The sequence below is a fragment of the Gammaproteobacteria bacterium genome (genome assembly GCA_029882975.1).
Classification (GTDB): Bacteria; Pseudomonadota; Gammaproteobacteria; order SZUA-152; family SZUA-152; genus JAJDNG01.
Map to the genome: position 1 here is coordinate 1 of JAOUJW010000052.1, position 22,993 is coordinate 22,993.

Sequence of the window (22,993 nt, forward strand, 5' to 3'; positions counted from 1 at the left end):
CAGGTTCGCACCGCGCAGGTCCGCTTCGGTCAGGTTCGCACCAGACAGGTCCGCACCAGACAGGTTCGCACCGCGCAGGTTCGCCCGGCGCAGGTCCGCATCGAACAGGTCCGCCCAGCGCAGGTCCGCACCAGACAGGTCCGCCCGGCGCAGGTTCGCCCGGCGCAGGTACGCACCAGACAGGTACGCACCAGACAGGTACGCACCGGTCAGGTCCGCACCAAACAGGTACGCACCGCGCAGGTCCGCACCGGTCAGGTTCGCCCGCTCACCTTCCGCCCCATCGCTCGCGAGGTATAGAGCGTGCAGGCGGATGACTTCGTTTAGCTTGGTTTGGTCCATGGTCTGGTCTCCTTTTCCCCAGCCGAAACACGTATATCGCGCAACTCTTCGGCCTTGGTACAAGCCGCCACTATATCGGTCACCCATCCATGCAATCGCAAGTCATGGATGCTTTGGGTGATTTCCTTTTGCAGGCGGTCCTTGGTGATCCGCTCGCCGGGGTCTACGGTGATCCATCGCTCGCAACCGTTGGGTTCCTCCACCACGATGGCACGGGTGCGTTCACCCCCGGCATGCGATACCCGTAGTCCGGCGGTTATGGTGTGGATATCCACCACCGGCTCAATCGTTCTACCGCTTCGCCGGGTGCGGGGGAAGTAGATGGTGTTCTTTTGGTCATTCAGGTACATGGTCGGTCTCCTTTTGATTTTTAAGCGTGACCCCCAGCGAGTGAGGGGTTAGCTCCTTATTGCTCCGGTCAGGTTCGCTTTGGTCAGGTTCGCATCGGTCAGGTCCGCACCGCGCAGGTCGGCCCAGCACAGGTACGTACCAGACAGGTCCGCATCAGACAGGTCGGCATCAGACAGGTCGGCATCAGACAGGTCGGTCCATCGTAGGTTCGCGCGGCGCAGGTTCGCACCGGTCAGGTCCACACCAGACAGGTCGGCCCAGCGTAGGTCCGCGCCGCGCAGGTTCGCATCGGACAGGTCCGCATCAGACAGGTTCGCTTCGGTCAGGTTCGCACCAGACAGGTCGGCCCGCTCACCTTCCACCCCACCGCTCGCAAGGTATAGAGCGTGTAGGCGGATGACTTCGGCTAGCTTGGTTTGGTCCATGGTCGGTCTCCCTCTACTGCGTTTCCATCTGCGAGATCAATCGCGTCTCTCGCTTGGGTGAGCCACCCGCCAGGGTCGCCAGGCACGTTCCACGGGCCTCCGGTCTTCCCGTAAAGGGCAACAGCCCGCTTCAAAGCGGCTAGTAGTTTTGGCGCGGCGTGCTCCAACCGTTCAGCCGGTGAAGTAAAAGCGGTTACTCGCCCAACCTCCGCATCTTCCAGGCAATTAATGTGGTATGCCAATCCAGGGCGGATGTGCCCCACGGTACATCTCGGATCAAGGCAGCAGCACTTGATAGTCATGGTCAGTCTCCTCTTTCTGGCTGAATCGCGGGCGGAACATGGCTTCCAGCCTCCCGGTGTCCCGGTTTAGGTGGTTAGCAATGCCCCCCACGTCGTGCAGCAGGTTGATGGTCCGGTCGGCACCCAGTCCGCACTTGCTCTCGAAGGCTTCGGAAAACTGGGTGGCCGTGTAACAGCGCCCTTCCCTGGCCTCGTCGAACAGAAGCTGGAGGATCACGTCCCGCTTGCGCCGCCGTTCGGCATCCAGTCGCTCTCCGTGGTCCTTCAGCACCAGCCGTTGGGAGTCCCGAACCTCCCGCCATACCCCGTTGATCTTGTCCACGTGCTTGTGGGGGATGGCCTGGCCGTTCCGGAGCTCGTGGATCAGCAGCCGTGGCGTGAGGGTCTCGTCCGGACGGTAGAGCATCATTCCGGTCGTGTAGTAGCCGCGCAGGGCGCTGGCGCCGGAGAGGGCCTGGAACGGATCCTCCTCGAACTGCTTCTTGCCGAGCTTCCGGGTGTGGTGGGTGAGGATGACGCCGGCGTCCGGGTTCACCGCGTCGCGCAGACGCTCCACCCGCTCGGAGAGGAAGAACAGCATCGCGGTGTTGTCGTTTTCGCCGCCGTCGCCGCCGCCGTCGAACACGTTCCGGATGGGGTCGATGGCGATCACGTCGGCAGTCTCGCCGCCGAAGGCGGATTCGATGGCGGGGATGATCTGCTCCAGCCCCTCGTCGTTCAGTACCAGGCGCAGCTGGGGGGTAGCCACGAAGTTGCGGCGTGCATCGTTCAGCCGGTGCGCGGGAATATTGATCGCCTTCATCCGCTCCCGCAGGTAGTGGTACTGGACCTCGGCCTGCAGGTAGAAGACGCGCAAGGGGCGGGAGGGCGTCATGCCCAGGAAGGTGGCGCCGGCGGCCATATGGGTCAGCCAGGAGAGCAGGAAGTCGCTCTTACCGACCTTGGGTGCGCCGCCGAATACCAACAAACCACCAGGGGTCAGCACCCGCGGGCCGATGAGATCCGGCGGGATGGGTGAGTCGTCATCCAGCATCTCGCCCAGGGTGAAGGTGGGGAGCGTCGGCGGTGCATCCCGGACCACCTTCCGCTCGCCGTGGGAGATGAAGCCGGCGCAGTCGAACCCCTCCGCCACCGCATCGGCGGCGTCCCACTTCTCCGGCTTGTCGTCCGGTGGCAGCAGGATGACCATGGAGTTGGCTCCGGCTTCCGCCGCAGCCTTGGCCGTGGCCTCGGCGTAGGACCAGCCCACCGCGTCCTTGTCCGGCCAGACCGCTACCCGTTTACCCTTCAGGGGCGACCAGTCCGTCTTGGCGGTCTTGGCCGTGGCACCGGCGCCGTGCATTGCGGTGGTGGCACAGATGCCCGCCTGGATGAGTGCGTCGGCGCACTTCTCGCCCTCCACCAACACCACGGTGTCCGCCTGGGCGATGCCCGGCAGGTTGTAGAGCGGCCACGGCGTGGGATCACCCCACTTTTGCCGCGTCGCATCCCACGGCCGGAAGGTCTTCTTGCCGCCCGGCGGGTCGTAGCGGTAGACGCAGCAAATGAGCTTGCCGTCCGCCGTGGTGTAGTCCCACTTTGCGGTGGCCGGGCCCAGTTCATCCATGTGCGGCTGCTTTGGCGCCTTACCCGAATCCGCCGCCGCTGTCCTGTCAGGTGACAGCGGATTCTGCCAACTGACAGCCCCCAGCCACTCGGCGGCCCCCTCGATCACCCGGTGGAAATCGGCCCGGGCGGACAGGCCGTTGGCCCCGGCCCACAGGTCGATCACATCACCCCCCTCGCCGGTGGCGAAGTCGGTCCAGAGGCCGCGCCGCCCGCCTGTAAGCTCCACCGACAGGCTGTTGCCCTTGCTGCCCTGCAGGTCTCCCACCTGGAAGGTGCCGTTGCGGGTGGTCCCGTTCGGGAACAGGTAGGCCAGCATCGACTCCAGGCGGTCCGAGAGTTCCCGGCGCACGGCGTCCACATCGATGGTCCGCGCACCCACGCTGTCCGGGGCGTCGTTGAAGTCGCGCCAATCGCCCATCAACCCGCCTTCCAGCAGCGGTCCTGCCAGGAACACCAGGTGCACTCGAAATGGGTCGGTGTGGTGGTCACCCGGGGCGGCAACTCTCCGGCCTCCGTGGCGGTGATCACGCGCACGCCCCGGTCGGACATCTCCTGCGCCAGGCCACCGTCGAAGGACATCAACTCGAAGTAGAGCTCCTGGCTGTCCTTGTTGATGGCGGTGAACAGGGCCGGGTTGTGGGAGATGCCCGGCACGGCCCCCTCCATGTACGCCTGGTACACGGCCACCTGGGCGGCGTAAACCGGCTTGGCCTTGGCCACGCCCTTCTTGACCGTCTCCTTCCACGCCTTGGCGTTCATGGTCTTGCACTCCCACAGGGCGGGGAACGACAGGCCCAGGCCCTCGGGGCCGCCGGAGAAAATGCCGTCCACGTGGCCCCGGATGCGGCCGCCGGCGACGGAGAATCCGAACTGGCTACCGTTGGCCTTTTGGGTGTGCAGATCGAAGCCGGCCAGCCGCAGCCAGCGGATGGCCAGGTCTTCCAGTGCGTGCCCCACCTCGAACACCCGCAGGATGCGGCCGGAGAAGCTCCGACCTGGATCCTCGGGGGTGTGGGTGTACTCGTACTGCAAGGCCCGCTCGCAGGAAATCCCCAGGCGTGAGCCGCCCAGGTAGTCGCGGGGCTGCTGTTCCGTCTGCTCCGCCTGGAGTGCGGCATCAATCAGGTCGGTGACCTGCTCGTGGAACTTCGGTTGGTGGTTGAAGTCCAGCATCAGAACGGCACCCCGGCCTGGGCCTCGTGGCCGGCCACCATCCGGTCCTGGTAGGTGGTCACCACCACGTCGACCAAGCCCAGGATCTGGTCCTTCGTGTAGTCCGCCAGAGGTTTGTCCAGCCCCAGCGCGGCCACGTAGTCGCCCAGGGGCCCCAGGCACGCGGCTATGGCCGCCTGTTCCATTGAGCGGATGGCGGATTGGTAGATGGTCATGGTGTGTTCCTTCTGTCTGTATGTTACACTTGTTGCCGCCCCACCTACATACCTTATAGGACTACGCAGGGGACGTCAAGGGCAATGCCAAAAAAAGATATGAGCTACAGGCACACCCGCAGCTTGCGCAACCGCCAACCGACCGAGTTCGAACTCAAGGCAGAAGCATATCACGCATTAAAACAAGCGTTTAGGCACGTGCGAGGAGATGTGAAGCTCCCAAGGCGTAGGGGCCAGATGGATTCCATCCGACCAGACATCACCGTGCTGGATGACTACGGACGCCCGATCATAGTGATACGCATTGTCCGCTCCACCCGCTGCAAAGAGCGCTCGCCCTATCCATCGGCTCCGATACCATGCCTGGTACTCTACGGCGTTGACGACGCCGCGAATGCAGCTACACTGGTCCACATGAGGCTGGCGAGTGACTGATGATTAACTTGATGCTTGGCGACTGTCTCGAGCGGATGAAAGAGATCGAATCGGGGTCAGTGGATATGGTGTTGACCGATCCGCCATACGGAACCACGGCGTGTAAGTGGGATGCTGTGGTACCCCTGGCCCCGATGTGGGAGCAGTTGCGACGGGTGATAAAACCGAATGGCGCGATCGTAATGACGGCAAGCCAGCCGTTCACGACCACGCTGATCGCGTCGAATATGGCAATGTTTAAGTATTGCTGGGTGTGGGAGAAGGGTCGGCCAAGCAACCCACAGTTGGCTAAAAAACAACCTTTGAAAATGCACGAAGACATCGTTGTATTTAACGCACATCACACAATGTATCACCCGCAAAATCTGGTAGAAATCCCGGCTTCAGATCGGCGAGTTCATAAACCTGAGAAGAACAATTTGGGGCACTGTGTCCGTAAGCCCTACACCCAAACCCACACAAACTACCCGCGATCAATTCAGAAATTCAAAGCGGAAACGAGTCTCCACCCAACACAGAAGCCGATCACACTGATGGAATATCTAATCCGCACCTACACCAACGAAGGTGAAACCGTCCTCGACTTCACTATGGGGTCAGGCACGACAGGGGTGGCGGCGCACAATACCGGGCGATCGTTCATCGGTATCGAGATGGATGTTAACTATTTCAAATTAGCCAGTGAGCGGATTACTGGAGGGCCTTGCTTCTTTTAGTCCAACGGCTAAATTTGGCTTTGGAACTGTCCGATAGTCCACTTGATGACCGCCGCAACCCCGGCTCCGATACCATGCCTGGGCCACATGAGGCTGGCGAGTGGGGGATTATAGGGGGGAGTGTCTTAAGGGGGAGAATAGATAGCCAAGTAGAGGGAGAGATCGAACCATGTCCAGCCACACCGATGTTCTAGACGCAATTGAATCCGAACTGATCCGCATCGGCCAGTCCATGCAATTCAAACGCAAGCCAGCCCGAACCGATAGCGTCTGGCTCCTGCGTACTATGACCGAGATGGTGAGTTCACAACGCCGAGCCATTGAGACCGCCAGCGAAGAGGGGAGCAGTCATGGTCACGCTTGAGAGCCAGATCGAGGGGGCCGGCTTGGAAGTGCTGGAATGGTATCGCACCGGTGATGTTGCACGCATTGCCGGAGTCGCGAGGGAGACTATCTGCCGATGGTGCGACTCCGGACGCCTGGGCCACATGAGGCTGGGAGTGCAACGCCGCATCTACCTGGTCCACCTGCAAGCCTGGTGGGACGAGGCCGGTAGAGGGACAGCAGACACATAAGTATTTGCGGGGCGTAACGCACAATAAGGGGCAAAGCGTGCATCATTGTGGCGCGAATGGTGGTATAGGTTTGGTGGGCTGGCCGCTTGCCGCTCGCTTCGGGGCAGCACCTGCGCGTGTCCATCCAGAATGGCCAAGGGGCGCAGCAACCAGACCATGCATCGGATTGGCAGTCTGATGTATCATGGGTCTAAGTGGCCGATAACACAGGGGTTGAGTGGCACAATGAGTACGCTTGGGACACAACGGGGACAGAGCTGGATGGGAGAGCGGCTGATTTCGACCCCCACCCCCCCCCGGTTCCCCCATGCAGCGAGGCCCCCCCTCTTTGCCGAAGCGGTCGTGCTCCACCCCCCATATTTTTTCCCCGTTTTCCAGTCTCGGCTCTGCAAATTTTTTGAGCATTTTTTTTCTGGGAGGAAGTCATGAACTGCGCTGGCTTCCGGTCTGAGAAGGGGCGAAATGCTGATGTCTGACGCCTTGGAATTCAGCCGTCACTTCACCCGCAATGAGCTTATGTGCCGTTGTGGGTGTGGGCAGGTGGCAATGGATCGGGGGTTCATGGCGTTGTTGGAGCGGGTGCGGGAGATTTATGGGCGGCCCATGGTGCTGACTTCGGCTTACCGGTGCATTGTCCACGATGAGGCGATTGGGAGGGCGAGGGGGCGGGCGGGTGCTGCGGTGCATACGACTGGGAGGGCGGTGGATGTGCTGGTGTATGGCGGACATGCCCGGCGGCTGATTGAGATTGCTGGGATGGTGGGAATGGCCGGGATTGGTGTTGCCCAGCGTGGGGAGATCGGTAGCCGGTTTTTGCATCTGGACAACCTGGAGGCCGATGGTCGGCATCCCCGTCCTTGGCTTTGGAGCTACTGATGTCTTTCCGCGTGAATCCCTCTGACCTGTACCTGGCCATTCGTGGCCGGGCGGTGTCGAGGTGGGTTCCGGGGTGGGTTCTGTATCCGCTGGCGGCGGCTGTTTTTGGGTTGATGGTGGTGGGGTTTGCATTGGGTGGGTTTCTTTGAGAGGGATCGTCATGAGTGAGTTTCTGAAGCGGAACGCGACGAGTAAGACGTTCTGGACGGTGGTGGTGGCGTTGATTACCACGGCTGGTGCGTTTATGACCGGTGAGATCGACAAGGTGACTGCGGTGCAGTCGGCCATTGGTTCGATCATGGTGATGTTCGCCCGTGACACGATTGCCGCGAAGTAATGTTCGGTTCCATCCTTACGCTACTGTCGGCGATCGCCGATGGTTTTGGGAAATGGTTCGGTTTCCTGGAGCGTGAACGGGACCGTGAGGCTGGACGTGCGGAGGCTGAGAATGAGCAGTACCGTGAAGCGATTAACCGGGCTGGGACCGTCAGGGACGTGCGCGATCGTTTTGATGCTGATGCTGATGAACGCCGCCGGGTGCGGGAGAAATACAAGGGGAACGATGGTGATCGATGACTACTGCTCGTTCTATGAGCCGATCTACGGCTCGGAGCGCGACGACGTGAACCGGAACAACGCGGTCTACGATGAACTCTGTCGGGGAGGGGTGTGATGACAGGCCAACCCATGCCACCGGTAACCGGAGCGGTTCTCATCCTGACGGTGGGAGCGATTATTTGCCTGTTTGCGGCCTTCGGCATCGTCATGTGGGTACGGAGAGCCATCCAGAAGGAAACGGAGCGCCTGGAGCGAAAGCGGAAGCCGGAGAGGGATAATCGGGGGCGGTTCGTCAGTCGATGAGCGGGCCAAATCAGAAAGCGGTCATGGATTGTGTCGGGATAATCGGGGGCGCATGCATTGCGTGGATCACGCAGTTCATCCAGACGGCCACCCCCATTCTGGAGTTCTTTTCACTGGTGGGTTCGATAATCGCCGCCGGGATTTCAATTGTCTGGGGCATTCTTCGCATCGCCCAGGACCGGAAGAGTGAGTAATGGCAAAACGCAAGGCTGACATTCCCTACGACGAGGAAGTTGGGCGCGAGATTTGCTTTGCCGTCATGGATGGTAAGAATCCGGAGGACGTGTGCGGCAAGGATGGAATCCCCGAGTGGCGGGTGGTCAAGGGCTGGATGCTGGATGCTCCGGAAGACTTCGGGATCAAGCTGGAATTGGCCCAGGCGATCGGGATCAAGAACGAGATCGGAAGGCTTCGGAAGCTGATCGCCGAAGTACGAAGTACGATGATTCTGCCTGGTGCGAAGGGTGATGACGGGGAAGACCGGGGCGCTATGAATCCCCAAGAATTGAAGATGACGCTGGATAACATGATCCACGAACTCAAGCATCTGGCGTCGATGGAGCGCAAGAGCGTCCGGCATGAGGTGACGGGCAAGAACGGGGCGGAGATTAACTTCACCGTTCTGACCACCGTGGCGGGGACAAAGGTCTGATGCAGGTAACGCTGCACGAAAAGCAGACCCTGGCCTTCAACAGCCCCGCACGGGAAATCCTGTATGGCGGCGCTGCCGGCGGAGGCAAGAGCTACTTCCTCCGCATCGAGGCCATCCGCTGGTGCCTTCTGGTTCCAGGAGTGCTCGTTTATCTGTTTCGCAAATCGTACCCCGATCTAGTGTCGAACCACCTGCGCGGGCCTTCCAATTTTTTGGAGTTGCTTGGTCCTCAGATTGATTCCGGGGCGGTCAAGTGGGTGGTGTCGGACGGAGAGTTCACGTTTCCCAATGGTTCCCGCCTGCGGCTTTGCCATTTGCAGAACGACGGCGACCTCATCAAGTATCAGGGTGCGCAAATTCATGTGCTGCTGATGGATGAGTTGACCCACTTCACCGAGCACCAGTACCGCTTTCTGCGCTCCCGTGTTCGTCTGGGTGGACTCCAGATTCCGGATGAGTACAAAGAGCTTCTGCCTCGCATTGTCTGCGGGAGCAATCCAGGGTCTGTCGGTCACCAGTGGGTAAAGCGGGCGTTTGTGAGCGCCGCTCCTGCAATGGAAATTCATGTGGCTCCACGCGAGGAAGGTGGCATGCCGCGCCAGTACATCCCGGCGCGGCTCGACGATAATCCGACCATGATGGAAACCGATCCTGATTATGCCGCCAAGTTGGAGGGCTTGAGCACGCCTGAACTGGTGCGGGCCATGCGTGATGGCGATTGGGACATCATGGCCGGGCAGGCGCTTGAAATGTGGCGGCGGGAAAAGCACGTCATTGATCCCTTTGAAATTCCAGTTCACTGGATGCGGTTCCGCTCGATCGACTGGGGCAGTGCCAAGCCGTTTTCCGTCGGCTGGTGGGCCATTTCCGATGGCGAGCAGTTGCCGGATGGGAGGCAGTACCCTTCTGGTGCCATGATCCGTTACCGGGAGTGGTACGGATGGACGGGAAAACCCGATACGGGATTGAAACTGACCAGCGAGCAGGTGGCGGCGCAAATCCTGGCCGAGGAGGACAAGAGCGAGCGCATTCGCTATACCGTTGGCGATCCCGCCATGTTCAGTACCCATGATGGCCCGACGATCGCGGAGAAGATGGCCCGCGTCGGCGTTCCCATCAGCCGCGCCCAGTCGCAGAACAACAAGACGAATGCGCGGAAGGCCGGACACGATGAATTTCGCTCCCGCCTCATCGGCGTGGACGATCGGCCCATGATGTACGTGTTCGACACCTGCACCGATGGATTTATCCGCACCGTTCCAGAACTGGTCATGGACGTGCGCGATCCGGAACAGGTGGATACCCGGCAGGAGGACCACGCGTATGACGAGGCTCGGTATGCCTGCATGAGCCGACCGTGGGCAGTGGCAGCCGAGACAGCCGCCGTCCTGCCGGACCGGTGGGATCGTGCGTTTGCCAGAGATAGCGATTCCGGTGTAGAAGCATGGAAGGTGGCCTGATGGCGATGCACGGGCAGGAAATGGAAATCCTGGACGAAACCCCGGAAGAGATCGCTGCCCGCCATGCTGCGCGGACCACTCTACACGAACAGTGGGTCAAGTGGTTCAGGGACTCCGAGGATTCCAGCGAAACGGCGCGGAAAAGCTCGGAAAAAGACCGAGACTACTACGACGGAATCCAGCGCACATCGGAAGAGGTGACGACACTCAAGGCGCGGGGTCAGCCCGACGGCGTATTCAACCGCATTGCCCCCAAGGTGGATTACCTGCTGGGAGCGGAGCGTCAGCAACGGACGCAGCCGAAGGTCATGCCGCGCAATCCATCGGATCAGGCTGCGGCGGACGCCGCCACCGAAGCTCTGCGGTTCGTTGTCCTGAACAGCGAGTTCGACAAGGTGCGTTCCGAGGTAAACGAGAACCTGATTATCGAAGGTTCCGGGTTTGCAGAAGTCATTGCCAAACCATCCACCAAGGGAACGATCGAGGTCAAGATCACCGGCATTCCGTGGGATCGGTTTTTCTACGATCCATATGCACGGCGTCGGGACTTCGAGGACGCCCGTTATCGCGGGCAGATTATCTGGAAAGACCGTGACGAAGCATTGAGAATGTGGCCGGGAAGCGAGGATTTGCTGGAAACCACCTGGCGAGAAGCCAAGAGCGAGGACACCTACGCGGATAAGCCGACTGTATGGATCGACACGAACCGCAATCGGGTACGGGTGGTCGAAATCTGGTATCGCGAGGATGGGCGGATTTTCCGTGGGGTGTTCACCCGAGGCGGGATTCTGGAAGGTCCGGACGAAAGCCCATACAGGGACGAGAGCGGAGTCCTTGAAGATCCGTATATCTGCATGTCCCCCAAGATCAACCGTCAAGGGCATAGATACGGAGTGGTTCGTCCACTGCTCGCCATTCAGGACGAGATCAACAAGCGCCGCTCCAAAGCTCTGCACTTGCTTTCCGTGCGGCAGGTTCAATCCGAGAAGGGGGCGGTCGAGGATGTAAACAAGGCGCGTAAAGAGCTTGCCCGGCCCGATGGGTGGATCGAAACCTTACCCGGATTGCAGTTTCAGGTACTCGACACCAATGACATGGCGGCCTCTCAGTTCAACCTGCTCCAGGAAGCGAAGAGCGAGATCGACGCCGTGGGTGCGAATGCCGCACTGCAAGGAAAGGGTGGCGAGCGTGACAGTGGCCGCGCCATTCAGGTCCGCCAGCAAGGCGGACAGATGGAACTCGGCCCGGTGTTTGACGCCCTGCGCGATTGGCAGAAACGCACCTACCGAAAAGCGTGGAATCGCATTCACCAGTTCTGGACAGATGAGCGTGCCATTCGAGTGACCGACAATCCGGAAAGCCCGAAATGGATCGTACTGAATCGCCCGGTGACAATGCGCGACGAACTGATGAGCCAGTTCGGTGGGCAGCTTCCACCCGAATATGCGGCTGATCCGCGTTTAGACGAGATCGTTCGGCGTGAAAACGACTTGGCCCAGTTGGACGTGGACATCATCATCGGCGACTCCCCTGACTATGCCACGTTGAAGCAGGAGCAGTTTGGAACTCTCGCCGAACTGGCCAAGTCCGGGGTTCAACTCAATTCCCCGGAAGGGAAGGCGCTGCTCAAACTGTCTGGCGTGCCCGAGGTGGACGAGATTATCAAGCTGCTTGAAGGGACTCCCGAGGAACAGCAGAAACGCGCCCAGGAGCAGGAACAGCAGATGCGCATCCAGATTGAGGATGCGATATCCAAGATCAAGGAACGCGAGGCCAAGACGGAGAAGGCTGTTGAGGATGCGGATAAGTCCAGCGCCTCAGCCGATCTCGACCGCGCAAAGGTAATGCAGATTTTGGCGGAACTCCAAAGTGGTGGTCCGCCCACCGTCGCCGGGTGAACCGGGCGTTCAGTGTCGCCGACTGTAACGGGCGTTGACAGGAGCAAAAGCAATGAGCGACGTAAAAGAAGAGATGGACGCACTGGATGCAGCCATGCCCAAACACGGGGCACAGGAGCCTGCGGAGGAATCCGCTGAAACTCCTGCCGTGCCGGAACAGGCCGTTTCAAATGAAGCGGTGGCACCGGATGCGGTGGCGGAAACGGGCGAAAAAGAGCCGGTAGGGTCGCCGCCTGCCGAGGGTGATTCATCTGAAAATTCCGAGGTTTCCGCCCTGAAGGCGGAGTTGGCGCGGATTCGCGAGAAAAACCGTGCCTATGAAGCGGATAAGGCCGCCCGCGAGGTTCTGAATGTGCCGCCGCCCATCTGGGCACAGCCACAAGCCGGTCAGCAGCAACGGACTCAACAGCCGATGCCGCAGAACGGCATTCAGACTCAACAGGCAAACCAACCCGCCGAACCGGAGATGTTCAATCTTTACGACGCGGAAGGCAATCTTGTACAGGTCGCAAACCCGAACCACGCGGTGAGGCAAGCGATGCAGCCCCTACAGGCGCAGATTGAAGCCTTCCAAAAACAGGCCATTGAAAAAAGCGAAGAGGAAGCCCGTGCGCAATATCAGGATTTCGATCATGCCATGACCGGATTCCAGAATGCCGCGCTGGTGAACCCTGATCTTGTCCGCCAGATGCGCGAGAATGCGAATCCGGGTGAGTTCGCTTATCGAATTGGCATGTTGGTTGCTGGCGCTCCACAAGTCGCTCCGCAGGGAGCAAACACACAAACGGTGCCACAAGTGCAACAGGCAACTACTCAACAGGCGCAGACTGCGCCGACGCCCAAATTGCCGAGCAGCCTAAGTGACCACGCGGCTCCAGGCGGGGCCATGGCGAAAGCTCGTGAACCCGTCGATCCGCTGGACGCGGCGCTGCCCAAGCATTTTGGGTGAGAAAGAAATAGGAAAGAAAAATGGCCGTTACTTCCGCCGCAACCGGACTGACTCCACAACAGTGGGACTCCAAGTTCTTCACTGAGTATGTGAGTGCCAGCCGCTTCAACAAGTACATGGGCAAGAACGAAAACGCCATGATTCAGGTCAAGACCGACCTGACCGTGAAGCCCGGAAACAAGGTAACCTACGCCGCCGTTCGCTCTCTGGCGAATGCCGGTGTAACTGGCAACACCACCCTGAAGGGGAACGAGGAATCGCTCGATTCCCGCTCAATGGCGATCACGGTCGATGTGCTTCGTCACGCGGTCACCATGACTGCGTGGGAAGAGCAGAAGTCCGCGATCGCCCTGCGCGACGCCGCCCGTACCCAGCTTAAGACCTGGGCCATGGACACGTTGCGGAACGATCTGGTGGCCGCCATGGGCAATATCAACGGTGTTGCTCATGCCAGCGCCACCGAGGCCCAGAAGGATGCGTGGCTGGTGGACAACGCCGACCGCACCATGTTCGGCGACACGCTGGACAACAACGACGGTGCAGATCACAGTGCTTCGCTCGGGGTGATCGCCTCGACGGAAATCTTCGATACCGGCCAGGCTTCGATCGCCAAGCGGTTTGCCTCCCAAGCGAACCCGCGCATCAAGCCGATCCGGGTAGAAGGCAGCGAAGGCGAGCAGGAGTGGTACATCTGGTGGGCCAACACCTACTCGTTCCGCGACATGCAGGCTTCGCTGGCGCAGACCAACCGGGAAGCGCGTCCGCGTGACGTGATGTCGAATCCGTTGTTCAACAGTGGCGATCTGCTGTGGGACGGGATGATTATCAAGGAACTGCCGGAAATCGCTTCCCTCGGGGCGGTCGGCGCTTCCTCGGCTGTCATCCGGCCCAACTACCTGTGCGGGGCGCAGGCCCTCGGACTGGCTTGGGCGCAGCGCACCAAGACCACCGTGGATGTCGATGATTTCGACTTCCAGCACGGCGTGGGAATCCAGGAGATTCGCGGTGTCGATAAGCTGGTGTTTGGCTCCGGCGCTACCGATACGGCGGATCTGAAGGACAACGGAATCCTGACTCTGTACTCTGCCTCGGCGGCTGATACTTGATAGTTAACTGATATCAATCAGTTATATCAATAACACTAGGAGAACGAAATGGCTGACATTGCATCAACCCGTGCGGCTTCCACGTTCCCGGCTTACGTCGGGGCGGGTGGCGGCACTTTGCAGGCCGCGTATGGAACGTACACCATCGCGGCCAATCCCACTGCGGCTGACATTTGGAGCGCCTGCAAGGTGCCTGCGAATGCCACCGTGATTGGTGGGTGGATTCAGGCCGCCGACATCGACACCGGGACTGAAACCCTGGATTTTGACGTTGGCTGGTTGGCGAATGGCGATGAGGTTGCGGATCCTGATGGGTTTGGCAACCATGGCGTGGTTACCGGCGACGTTTCGGTACATCTTCCGGTAGCGGGTATTTTTCTCCCGTTCGCCGGGGTACTGCAAACCGCCGGTCCCAAGACGTTCAACGCCGAAACGACCCTTGATGTGACCTTCAACGTTGCCGCCAATGCCGGTGGCACCGGACAGATCACGATGGTCGCCCTGTATCTCACCCCGTAACCTTAACCTGAATGGCCCCCTTCGGGGGGCCTTCTTTTGGAGGAAACATGCCAAGTTTTCAGTTTGTAGGACAGCCGGAAGATAGCTTTCGGCAAAAGGTCGTTGACAAAGGCACCCGCGCCCAGCGTTTGGAAACATCGCTTTCCGCGAGCGCCGGGGATGGTCCGGACAAGATCACCAAGTTCGGATTCACATTCAAGAAGAACGGTCCTCCCGTTGAGGTTCCCGAAATTCCCGGCGATAAGAACAACGAGCGGGTACTCGACAAGCTGCGCAACTGCGGCCACTTCAAGGAAGTTTCTGTGGGCGGACCACAGGCTGCACCCCACTCGATTCAGCCGCGTCGTCCGGGACGACCGAAGGGATAATCCGATGGCGTGGAAATTCAAATTCATTGGCGATCCACACGACGGGTTTTCAGGCCCGGAAACGGTGACCAAATTCGGTTTTACCTTTCGTAAAAACGGCCCGGCGGTGACCATCCCTGAAGGGGAACATGGGCGTCGAATGGCGATCAAGCTGCGTGGAAACAGCCATTTCAAGGAAGTGAAGTAAGTGGCCTCCCCAGACGCCATTGCGACCAACATCAAAAATGGCGCACTCCAGCGCCTTGGAATTGTCGGGGCTGGCAACACGGCTTCCCCCGAGGATTCCGTGCTGGCCGGTCTGGTGCTGGATGAGATGATCGACGATGCCTATGAGCGGGGAGACATCGGCTTCGTGAAAGAGGCACTGGATGATACGCTCGTCCACGGCCTGAAGGCGATGCTGGCCTACGATCTGGCTCCATACTTCTCGAAACCACGCACGGCGGACCTGCGGGAGGATTCACAGCGGGCACGGATCGAGTTCCGCAAGCGTGCCGCTTCCCCATCGTCCGGTGAGCCAGTGAAGGCGGAATACTTCTGATGTTCCAGCAGATTGCCAAGGCGTCCACCAGCAAAATCCTGCGGGTGTTCATTACCAATTCAAGCACCGGCGTGGGCCTTTCCGGGTTGGTTTACAACAGCGCCGGGCTTACCGCCTATTACATGCGGGAAGGCGCTACAGCGGCCACGGCGATCACGCTGGCGACGATTACGACGCTCGGGACGTGGGAGACTGGCGGATTCAAGGAGATCGACGCCACCAACGCACCCGGCCTGTATGAATTCCACCCGCCAGATGCGGCACTGGCAACCGGAGCCGATTCAGTCACGTTTTTCCTCCGTGGCGCAGCCAGCATGCAAGACACGACGCTGGAGGTGCAGTTGACGGATTTCGACCTGAACTCCACCGCACCCGACGTGAATGTGGCGCAGATCAGCAACGATTCAGTGGCCGCCGACAATCTGGAATTGCAATACGATACCACCGGACTGACAGGTGACACCTTCCCGTCCACGCAGTCGCAGCTTTCCGGCATCGCGAACGTCGGGTCTGCTATTCACCGCCCAGCGCAGGGATATACGCTCACCACCGGCACGCAATCTGCAAACACCTACACGTCCACGGCGGCCTTGGACGGGATTCGGCACGAACATACGGACACCGCTGGGGCGATGGATCTGTATTACGAGTTCAATATCGGTTCGGGTGCCGCGTCATCGGTTCAGATGACAGGCTATCTGTCAAGCACTAACGACACGCTCGGCGTGTATGGTTACGACTGGGTGGCAGCGGCATGGGTCCAGATCGGAACGCTCGACGGGTCCAGCGCGTCCAACAACGTGAATTCCTACGATATGTTTGTGGACATGACCGGGAGCGGTGCGAATAAGGGCCTTGCCCGCATTCGGTTCTATGCCGCGTCCGGCCTGACCACAGCGACGCTTGCGGTTGATCAGATTTTCGTGGCCTTTTCGCGCGGCGCAGATACCTACGTCAACGCCCGAGTGTGGTACGACGACAGCGTGGCCAACACCAACACCGTTGTGGGGGTGGATGGCACGGCGGGAAACCCGGTATCCACCCCCGCTGCCGTTGTTACGCTTCTGGCCTCTACAAATCTCAACGGGATTGATATTACTCCTGGGTCCACCTACACCCTTGCCTCCACATACACCAGCACCCTGTTCTCAGGGCGCGGAGGCACCATAGCGCTCGGCGGGCAATCAGTAAATTATTGCCATTTCGAGGACATTTCGGTGTCCGGAATCGGCACGGCAGCCAACGAAATGGAGTTCCACGATTGCGAATTCGGCACCGCGTCAATCCAGAAGGCGCACCTGTACAATTGCACAATTGTCGGACCGCTAACGCTGACTCTGGCTGGCGATTACCGGTTCATACGCTCCCATTCGGGTATCGCTGGAGCCGCATCTCCCGTGATCAACAAGACCGCCGGACAGACAATTTCACTGGAAATCCGGTATTGGTCTGGCGGCCTGACCTTGAACGGATTGGAATCCGGTGATGTGGTAACTATTGGCGGTGAGGAATTGGGAACGATTACGTTAAATGGCGCGGATGCTACCGTGGAAATCCGTGGTCAGTACAAGGCACTGGTGAACAATCTGACCGGCTCGCCCACGGTAACCGATTCCGCCATCAAGGGCTCCGATGTGGCAACGATCGTGACCGACGTGGCCGCGATCCTCCTGGATACCGGAACGGACGGGGTAGCCCTGCCCTCTGCGACTATCGTTGCCATTGCAGACGCGCTTCTCACCCGCGACATGTCGGTGGCAGATGGTGGTGGGGCCAGTGGGCGCACGGTACTTCAGGCATTGCGAACCTTGCGAAATAAAATTTCTGTCGGAGATACCACGATGGTGGTTTACAAGGAGGACGATACAACCGCCAGTTTCACGGGGACCGTCACGCGCGATGTGACCGCCAAAACCCTTGTTGGGATTGATCCGGCATGAGCATGATTTTCTTCTGGATGTCCGGCGGGCCGCTGTCCGTTGCGCTTCTGAGTGGATGCAATGCCACCATTACCTACTTGCGCGAGCGGAGAACAGTGCGGCATATCCCTGAGCGCCGCCGTGTAGTCTATGTGCCGGAGCGGAGGACTGTAACGCCATGTCGGTAGTCACCGTCCGCATCGGCACAGACGATTGGCACCAGTTCGATATGAATATCGGAACGACCGCTGTTGATCTGGATGCCGCCACCAAGATTCTGTGCGAAATCGACCGGGACGGGGAAACCGACCGGGACAAGGATAGCGTTACCCATGCATCCCTGTTCACGGTCGGGGTTACCGGCGGACTTCTGAAACAGCAGTTCAAAATCAACCTTGGTCAGATATTCACCGATGAGAGCGAGCACGGACAGCGGTGGAAGATGCGGGTGACCGTGTATGACGCCATGTATGCGAATGGAAGTCAATTTGAAACCCAGTTCAATCTGGACCTGAAGAAATAATGGAGAACGAATGAGCTATCAGAAAAATCCTCCGCCGACCGTATGGGTAAATGCAGACGCCACTGCGTCATCGACCAGCAGCGTTCAACCGGTCCCTGACGAAGGGCTTGGCACTGATCTGGATATTTCCGCCGCCGCCACGGTGCTGGTGCAGGTGAGCAATCACCCGGATGCGCACACCACCCCGGCGACGCCCGCATGGAAAACGATTGGGACATATACAGCCAGTGCCGCTTTCACGGTGCCCGGCACGTTCAACTGGACCCGCCTGAATTGGAGCGGTAACACGGGAACCGTTACGGCCTACCAGAGCAAATGACCGACGCAATCGCCATTACCGCCTCCACGGTCGATGCGAGAACCCGTGATGGGAACGCTCTCGCTCCGTACTCGAACGGGTATACCTTCTCCCGCGACCTTCGATATGGCCTGAACGGGCAGGGGTGGGGTGGAACCGTTGCTCTCGTCCGTGCCACAGAGGCCCTGTACCCGGATGCTGCTGGTATCTGGACCAAGGCTGCTTCGGGCGCGGCACGGATCAACACAACCAACGGTCTGATGACAGAAGCCGCCGCGATCAACAAGGTGACGGTTTACAACGCTCCCGGGGTGGGAAGCCCGACTACCGGGTATGGCGTTACCGGCACCGCAAGTGTTTCGGTGGTAGACGACGCAACGGCCCTTGCTGCGCTGGTGGACTCCGGTATCTGCACCTACGCGATCGACATGCAGGGTGGAGGCAGCGGGGGGACGGTGACAGTGACGGGTGCCGCATCGGCGGCCACCCATTCCATGCAGTGCATCGCGCGGCATGTGACAGGTTCCGGGGCCAGCTTCGCCCTTGGTGCGTTGGGTTCCACCGCTATTTCCGGCACGGCCTATGCGCGGTATTTGAGTGAGGGTATTTCCGCTGTGGGCGGGGAGGTGGTGACGTTTACCATCCCTGCGGGGGTGACCATCCGGGTGGTGCTGGTGGGATTGGAGGCCGGTCAAGCGTGCACCACGCCGATCATCACCAGCGGGGCCACTGGCACCCGCAACGCCGATGCCGTGTCTTATAATGCAACGGGACTCGTCACACTGGACGAGTTGACTATCGCGGTGGAGTACATGCCGATCGGCGATCTGCGCACCTCCCGGACGGTATTTGACTTCGGGACGGCCACCAACCGGATCACCATTTATTTGCTCAACACCGCCGCCCGCCCCCACCGCACATTGATCGCATCCAACGGGGTGACTCAGGCCACGTTTGCAAGTGCCGCAACGACGCCTACGCTGGATGCATTTCATACCATCGCGGTGTCTGCCAGAGCCAATGACTTCCGTCTGTACTTGGATGGCGCACAAGAGGATTCGGATACCGCCGGGTCCATGCCCTTGTCGCTCACCACGGGATACATCGGCTGCGCCTACACAGGGACATTTAATCTTGGCGGGTGGATCAGGTCGCTTACCGTTTACCCGTTCGCCATGGCGCAAGGGCAGATGGAGCAAGTGACCGCATGAGCCTCGCACTTCAAGGAAATCCGGTTTTCCGAACCGATCTCCCACTGGGGTCGATTACGACCTACTCGGCGGGCACCACGGACCTGCTGGCAACGTATACCGACGCGGCTATGGCTGCCGCCCATGCCAACCCTGTGGTGCTGGACAGTAACGGCGAGGCGGTCATTTACTGGCAGGCCCAGTCTTACAAGCTGGTGTACAAAAATGCCGGTGGTGCGACGGTCAAGACCGTGGACAACTTCCGCCCCTACGGATATGAGCCGATCCTGTCCGGCGTGCTGGATTCCGCCGATTACGCCACGCTGCAAGAGGCGGTGACGGCAGCGGGGGTGAACACTGTTACGCTGCGTGTGCATACGGCACTTCCGGCAACCGCTAATGTAACCGTACCCTCAACCATGACGCTGGATTTCATTGGTTCGGGTGTGATCAACCGCTCGCCAGGGGTGACGGTGACGCTGAACAGTGCACCGGTGGGGGATATTCATCGGCAAATCTTCACCGGGACCGGGACGACGGCAGGGACATTTGGAGGGGAGAGAATAAATATTCGATGGTTTGGGGCTGTTGGAGACGCCGGAACTACCGACAACGCCGCCCCTATTAGTGCTGCAATTACGGCTGCTTCAGGGTCAGAAATATTTGTCCCTAACGATCATAATGGCGGCGATTACGCTATTACAACATCGCTGACAATTACTGGAACTGCTAGGTTTGTTTATGCTCCAGGAGCACGGATTTATGCTTCTGGGGCAGGTACGATTACCGACACAGGTAGACATTATTATTTGATGGGTGGGGGTGTTGGAGACTCAGGCTCGGATAGAGATATTCGGGGTATTGGGGTATACGTTCTCGGCGGAAATACCTTGTCAGGAACAACTCCGCAAGAGATCATGTACAACCATTTCAAAGTGGATAATGACGTAGCTGACGCTACCGCAGGTGGCGGGTCTAAAGCTAATGCGTTGATGGTTGATCTGCGGTTTGGGGATTCCAACACAAAAGGCGGTCGGCACGCATTGATGGGGAGGCTGATCCAATCTGGGGCAACTAATTCCGCAAATTCAGATAGAAATTATGCAGCCACTATCGGCCAAGTGCTTTCATCTACAGGGGATGGCGGTGGGCCGGGCACCGAAAAGGGGGCTTATTTTGGTATAAACGGGTATTGCGGTTTAAATAGCGGATGTACCAACACACTTAACGCTACGGCGGCAGAATTCAATACAGTTGTAAGCACCGGAGCGTCTACCCTTTACAGAACCGGAATCCAGGTTGCAATGGGGGGTGATGTTAGAGGATCATCCCAAGATATTGGAATCGCCTTATACAATCTTAACAGTGCAACAATTGATATAAAGACGGGGATAAATATTGGACCATTAGGCGGTACTGGAACTACCATCGGCACAGACGGGACTGCGATTAAGGTTGCGCAGACTACTTCCATCACAAATGCGATCAGCATTACCACCAGTGTCACAGGGTCAGTATTGTCTTTTGCATCTGGATCAGTGTCAATTGATATCAAACCTGGTGCGTTCACTGCATACTCAAGCGGATTTGGTATTGAAATCGGGTCACTTGGTGCGGCCAATTCCCCTCATATTGATTTCCATTCTTCTGGGAACAACATTGATTATGATTCAAGGATCAGCGCATCAGGAGGGTCTGGAACTATTGGTCAAGGAACCATTTCAATCGCTGCTGCAATAACAAACCTGACTGGAGTCTTACAAATCGGTGGTACGCAGGTGGTTAAAAGCCGTATAACCGGATGGGCCACAGCCACAGGCACCGCCACCCGCACAACATTCAACACGGCAACCGTTACGCTACCGCAGCTTGCGGAGCGCGTAAAGGCACTGATTGATGATTTGCACGGCACCGCAGGTCACGGACTGATAGGAACATAACATGGACGAAGAATTTAACGACAGCATCCGCCGTTATATTGGTGATCTTGTGCTCACGAACATGCGCTTATCCGTGGACAACGAGGCACTTCGGAAAGAGGTTGAGGGGTTGCGTGCCATGACCCGCTCCCCGTCGCCAGAAGATAAAACCGGGAAGAAATGACCGCCAAGCTCCACCCCAACCCCGTATTCCGCGCCGTCGATGCCAACGGAGACGCGCTGGTCGGCGGACTTGTTTACACCTACGCTCCGGGCACCACCGATCTGAAGGCGACCTACAAGGATTCCGCCGCCGCCACTCCCCACGCAAACCCGATCATTCTGGACTCGCGGGGAGAGGAACAGATTTATTGGGGCACCGGCAACTACAAGATCATCATCAAGGATAGCTCCCTGGTAACGATCAACACGATTGACCCGTTTGACCCCCAGGTGGCGGACGCGGTAAACCCCAGCGACAACAAGGTCGTCAACGGCTCATTTGAGGCCGACTCCGACAGCGACGGCACGCCGGACAACTGGACGCTCACGGCGTACACCAACGGGACCATTGCCCGCGACACCGCCGAGAATGCGCACGGCGCGGCAAGCCTGAAGTGCATTTCACCCGGTGGAACCGGCAACGGCGGGGGCTGGGCGAGCGGAGATCAGTTCGAGATCAGCGGAACCGTGGCGGTGCTGGCTTCGGTGGAAACCAAGAGCAGCGTGGCCGGGATTCATTCCAAGGCCGAAGTGCGGTTTTTCACCGCTGCCGGGGGGTTCATTTCCGCCAGCACGATATTTGACCTGAACGGGGGGAATCCGACTGCGTGGACGCTGTTTAGATCGTCCATCAATCCTCCAACCACGGCCCGCTATGCGGCGGTGTACGTTTACGGCTGCATCGACGACAACACCACGGCGGGGACCACCTGGTTCGACAACTGCGTGGTACGGGATACCGTGGCGGGCGTGACCACGCACACGGCGACTGCGACGCTGACCTGGGCCAATGCCGGGTTGAATCTGATCGATGCCAGCGCCGGGGCGGTGACCCTGACGCTACCGGCTGCTGCCGATGTGGAGGGAATGGAATTCGTCTTTGTGGCCACGGACGCGACCAATACGATCACGATTCAGCGGGCGGGCTCGGACACGATCAACGGAGATGTGAGTTTTACGTTCGCGTGGCAATACGAGCCTCTCGCGCTAGTATCCGATGGGGTTTCCATGTGGTCGATTGTGAACAAGGATCGGATAGACGGGCGGCCATTGACGGATTTTTCGGTTAGCTCTTGGCTGGTGGGCGCAGCCGTTTATAACGGCGTCTCATTCAGTGTAACCGCACAGGACACGTCACCTACCGGCATTGCCTTCAAGAGCGACGGCACGAAGATGTATATGGTGGGCTTAACCAACGACACCGTGTATCAGTACAGTCTGTCCACGGCATGGGACATGAGTACGGCGTCTTACGATACCGTCTCATTCAGCGTGTCCGCACAGGACCTGGCACCTTACGGCATTGCCTTCAAGAGCGACGGCACGAAGATGTATATGATGGGCTTCACCAACGACACCGTGTATCAGTACAGTCTGTCCACGGCATGGGACATGAGTACGGCGTCTTACGATACCGTCTCATTCAGCGTGTCCGCACAGGACCTGGCACCTTACGACATTGCCTTCAAGAGCGACGGCACGAAGATGTATATGATGGGCTTCACCAACGACACCGTGTATCAGTACAGTCTGTCCACGGCATGGGACAT

At 59.1% G+C, this 22,993-nt stretch carries 30 protein-coding genes; 22 read left to right on the plus strand and 8 right to left on the minus strand.

The genetic code is table 11. From position 1 onward, the window contains the following. From OEY58_22250 to OEY58_22280, 7 genes are all read right to left on the minus strand, one after another. A partial coding sequence (locus OEY58_22250; GenBank protein MDH5328176.1) for a pentapeptide repeat-containing protein occupies positions 1-342 on the minus strand: 342 nt, incomplete at its 3' end. After that, positions 324-692, minus strand: a complete 369-nt coding sequence (locus OEY58_22255; protein ID MDH5328177.1) for a hypothetical protein — start codon at positions 690-692, stop codon at positions 324-326. The genes OEY58_22255 and OEY58_22250, both read right to left, overlap by 19 nt. A 48-nt stretch (positions 693-740) precedes the next feature. Further along, positions 741-1,118: a pentapeptide repeat-containing protein gene (locus OEY58_22260; protein MDH5328178.1), complete on the minus strand. Its 378-nt coding sequence runs from the start codon at positions 1,116-1,118 to the stop codon at positions 741-743. Beyond that, positions 1,100-1,420, minus strand: coding sequence for a hypothetical protein (locus tag OEY58_22265; GenBank protein ID MDH5328179.1), 321 nt, complete (start codon positions 1,418-1,420; stop codon positions 1,100-1,102). The genes OEY58_22260 and OEY58_22265 overlap by 19 nt, the downstream gene beginning before the upstream one ends. Then, positions 1,395-3,446 carry an AAA family ATPase gene (locus OEY58_22270; GenBank protein ID MDH5328180.1) on the minus strand — a complete coding sequence of 684 codons (2,052 nt, stop codon included), beginning with the start codon at positions 3,444-3,446 and terminating at the stop codon, positions 1,395-1,397. Before OEY58_22270 ends, OEY58_22265 begins: the two co-directional genes overlap by 26 nt. Then, complete coding sequence (locus OEY58_22275) at positions 3,446-4,201, minus strand: hypothetical protein (protein ID MDH5328181.1); 756 nt, start codon at positions 4,199-4,201, stop codon at positions 3,446-3,448. Before OEY58_22275 ends, OEY58_22270 begins: the two co-directional genes overlap by 1 nt. Next, entirely contained in the window at positions 4,201-4,416 is a 216-nt protein-coding gene (locus OEY58_22280) for a DUF6511 domain-containing protein (protein ID MDH5328182.1), read from the minus strand. Before OEY58_22280 ends, OEY58_22275 begins: the two co-directional genes overlap by 1 nt. A gap of 434 nt (positions 4,417-4,850) precedes the next feature. Between OEY58_22280 and OEY58_22285 the strand changes: the two genes are divergently transcribed. The 6 genes from OEY58_22285 to OEY58_22310 all read left to right on the plus strand — a co-directional run bounded on the left by OEY58_22285 (position 4,851) and on the right by OEY58_22310 (position 7,691). Beyond that, on the plus strand, positions 4,851-5,567 hold the full coding sequence (locus OEY58_22285) for a site-specific DNA-methyltransferase (protein ID MDH5328183.1): 717 nt from the start codon (positions 4,851-4,853) through the stop codon (positions 5,565-5,567). 350 nt (positions 5,568-5,917) lie between these two features. Continuing rightward, on the plus strand, positions 5,918-6,142 hold the full coding sequence (locus OEY58_22290) for a helix-turn-helix domain-containing protein (protein MDH5328184.1): 225 nt from the start codon (positions 5,918-5,920) through the stop codon (positions 6,140-6,142). Positions 6,143-6,688: 546 nt separating this feature from the next. Further along, positions 6,689-7,018, plus strand: a complete 330-nt coding sequence (locus OEY58_22295) for a D-Ala-D-Ala carboxypeptidase family metallohydrolase (GenBank protein ID MDH5328185.1) — start codon at positions 6,689-6,691, stop codon at positions 7,016-7,018. Further along, the gene (locus tag OEY58_22300; GenBank protein MDH5328186.1) at positions 7,018-7,167 is read left to right on the plus strand and encodes a hypothetical protein; all 150 of its coding nucleotides are present in this window, start codon (positions 7,018-7,020) and stop codon (positions 7,165-7,167) included. Before OEY58_22295 ends, OEY58_22300 begins: the two co-directional genes overlap by 1 nt. A gap of 11 nt (positions 7,168-7,178) precedes the next feature. After that, on the plus strand, positions 7,179-7,355 hold the full coding sequence (locus OEY58_22305; protein MDH5328187.1) for a hypothetical protein: 177 nt from the start codon (positions 7,179-7,181) through the stop codon (positions 7,353-7,355). Positions 7,356-7,466: 111 nt separating this feature from the next. Further along, complete coding sequence (locus OEY58_22310; protein ID MDH5328188.1) at positions 7,467-7,691, plus strand: hypothetical protein; 225 nt, start codon at positions 7,467-7,469, stop codon at positions 7,689-7,691. A 198-nt stretch (positions 7,692-7,889) separates the two neighbouring features. Here the strand turns inward: OEY58_22310 and OEY58_22315 are convergent, their stop codons facing one another. Next, entirely contained in the window at positions 7,890-8,039 is a 150-nt protein-coding gene (locus OEY58_22315; protein MDH5328189.1) for a hypothetical protein, read from the minus strand. Positions 8,040-8,072: 33 nt separating this feature from the next. Between OEY58_22315 and OEY58_22320 the strand changes: the two genes are divergently transcribed. The 16 genes from OEY58_22320 to OEY58_22395 form a co-directional block, all read left to right on the plus strand. Further along, positions 8,073-8,531 (plus strand): hypothetical protein, encoded by a 459-nt coding sequence (locus OEY58_22320; GenBank protein ID MDH5328190.1) that lies wholly within the window; start codon positions 8,073-8,075, stop codon positions 8,529-8,531. After that, positions 8,531-9,991 carry a terminase family protein gene (locus OEY58_22325; protein ID MDH5328191.1) on the plus strand — a complete coding sequence of 487 codons (1,461 nt, stop codon included), beginning with the start codon at positions 8,531-8,533 and terminating at the stop codon, positions 9,989-9,991. The genes OEY58_22320 and OEY58_22325 overlap by 1 nt, the downstream gene beginning before the upstream one ends. Then, positions 9,976-11,889 carry a hypothetical protein gene (locus OEY58_22330; GenBank protein ID MDH5328192.1) on the plus strand — a complete coding sequence of 638 codons (1,914 nt, stop codon included), beginning with the start codon at positions 9,976-9,978 and terminating at the stop codon, positions 11,887-11,889. The genes OEY58_22325 and OEY58_22330 overlap by 16 nt, the downstream gene beginning before the upstream one ends. A 52-nt stretch (positions 11,890-11,941) precedes the next feature. Next, positions 11,942-12,838, plus strand: coding sequence for a hypothetical protein (locus tag OEY58_22335; GenBank protein MDH5328193.1), 897 nt, complete (start codon positions 11,942-11,944; stop codon positions 12,836-12,838). Between the two features lie 20 nt (positions 12,839-12,858). Then, on the plus strand, positions 12,859-13,944 hold the full coding sequence (locus OEY58_22340) for a DUF4043 family protein (protein MDH5328194.1): 1,086 nt from the start codon (positions 12,859-12,861) through the stop codon (positions 13,942-13,944). A 48-nt stretch (positions 13,945-13,992) separates the two neighbouring features. After that, the gene (locus OEY58_22345; protein ID MDH5328195.1) at positions 13,993-14,463 is read left to right on the plus strand and encodes a hypothetical protein; all 471 of its coding nucleotides are present in this window, start codon (positions 13,993-13,995) and stop codon (positions 14,461-14,463) included. 47 nt (positions 14,464-14,510) lie between these two features. Continuing rightward, the gene (locus tag OEY58_22350; protein MDH5328196.1) at positions 14,511-14,831 is read left to right on the plus strand and encodes a hypothetical protein; all 321 of its coding nucleotides are present in this window, start codon (positions 14,511-14,513) and stop codon (positions 14,829-14,831) included. Between the two features lie 4 nt (positions 14,832-14,835). After that, complete coding sequence (locus tag OEY58_22355; GenBank protein ID MDH5328197.1) at positions 14,836-15,018, plus strand: hypothetical protein; 183 nt, start codon at positions 14,836-14,838, stop codon at positions 15,016-15,018. After that, positions 15,019-15,372 (plus strand): hypothetical protein, encoded by a 354-nt coding sequence (locus OEY58_22360; GenBank protein ID MDH5328198.1) that lies wholly within the window; start codon positions 15,019-15,021, stop codon positions 15,370-15,372. Beyond that, positions 15,372-17,312, plus strand: a complete 1,941-nt coding sequence (locus tag OEY58_22365; protein MDH5328199.1) for a hypothetical protein — start codon at positions 15,372-15,374, stop codon at positions 17,310-17,312. Before OEY58_22360 ends, OEY58_22365 begins: the two co-directional genes overlap by 1 nt. A gap of 157 nt (positions 17,313-17,469) precedes the next feature. After that, the gene (locus OEY58_22370) at positions 17,470-17,814 is read left to right on the plus strand and encodes a hypothetical protein (protein MDH5328200.1); all 345 of its coding nucleotides are present in this window, start codon (positions 17,470-17,472) and stop codon (positions 17,812-17,814) included. A 10-nt stretch (positions 17,815-17,824) separates the two neighbouring features. Continuing rightward, positions 17,825-18,133: a hypothetical protein gene (locus OEY58_22375; GenBank protein MDH5328201.1), complete on the plus strand. Its 309-nt coding sequence runs from the start codon at positions 17,825-17,827 to the stop codon at positions 18,131-18,133. Beyond that, positions 18,130-19,323, plus strand: coding sequence for a LamG domain-containing protein (locus OEY58_22380; GenBank protein MDH5328202.1), 1,194 nt, complete (start codon positions 18,130-18,132; stop codon positions 19,321-19,323). The genes OEY58_22375 and OEY58_22380 overlap by 4 nt, the downstream gene beginning before the upstream one ends. Next, positions 19,320-21,242 carry a hypothetical protein gene (locus tag OEY58_22385; protein ID MDH5328203.1) on the plus strand — a complete coding sequence of 641 codons (1,923 nt, stop codon included), beginning with the start codon at positions 19,320-19,322 and terminating at the stop codon, positions 21,240-21,242. The genes OEY58_22380 and OEY58_22385 overlap by 4 nt, the downstream gene beginning before the upstream one ends. Before the next feature lies 1 nt (position 21,243). Further along, positions 21,244-21,405, plus strand: coding sequence for a hypothetical protein (locus OEY58_22390; protein ID MDH5328204.1), 162 nt, complete (start codon positions 21,244-21,246; stop codon positions 21,403-21,405). Next, positions 21,402-22,993: hypothetical protein (locus OEY58_22395; protein ID MDH5328205.1), on the plus strand; the 1,592-nt coding region annotated here is incomplete at its 3' end. The genes OEY58_22390 and OEY58_22395, both read left to right, overlap by 4 nt.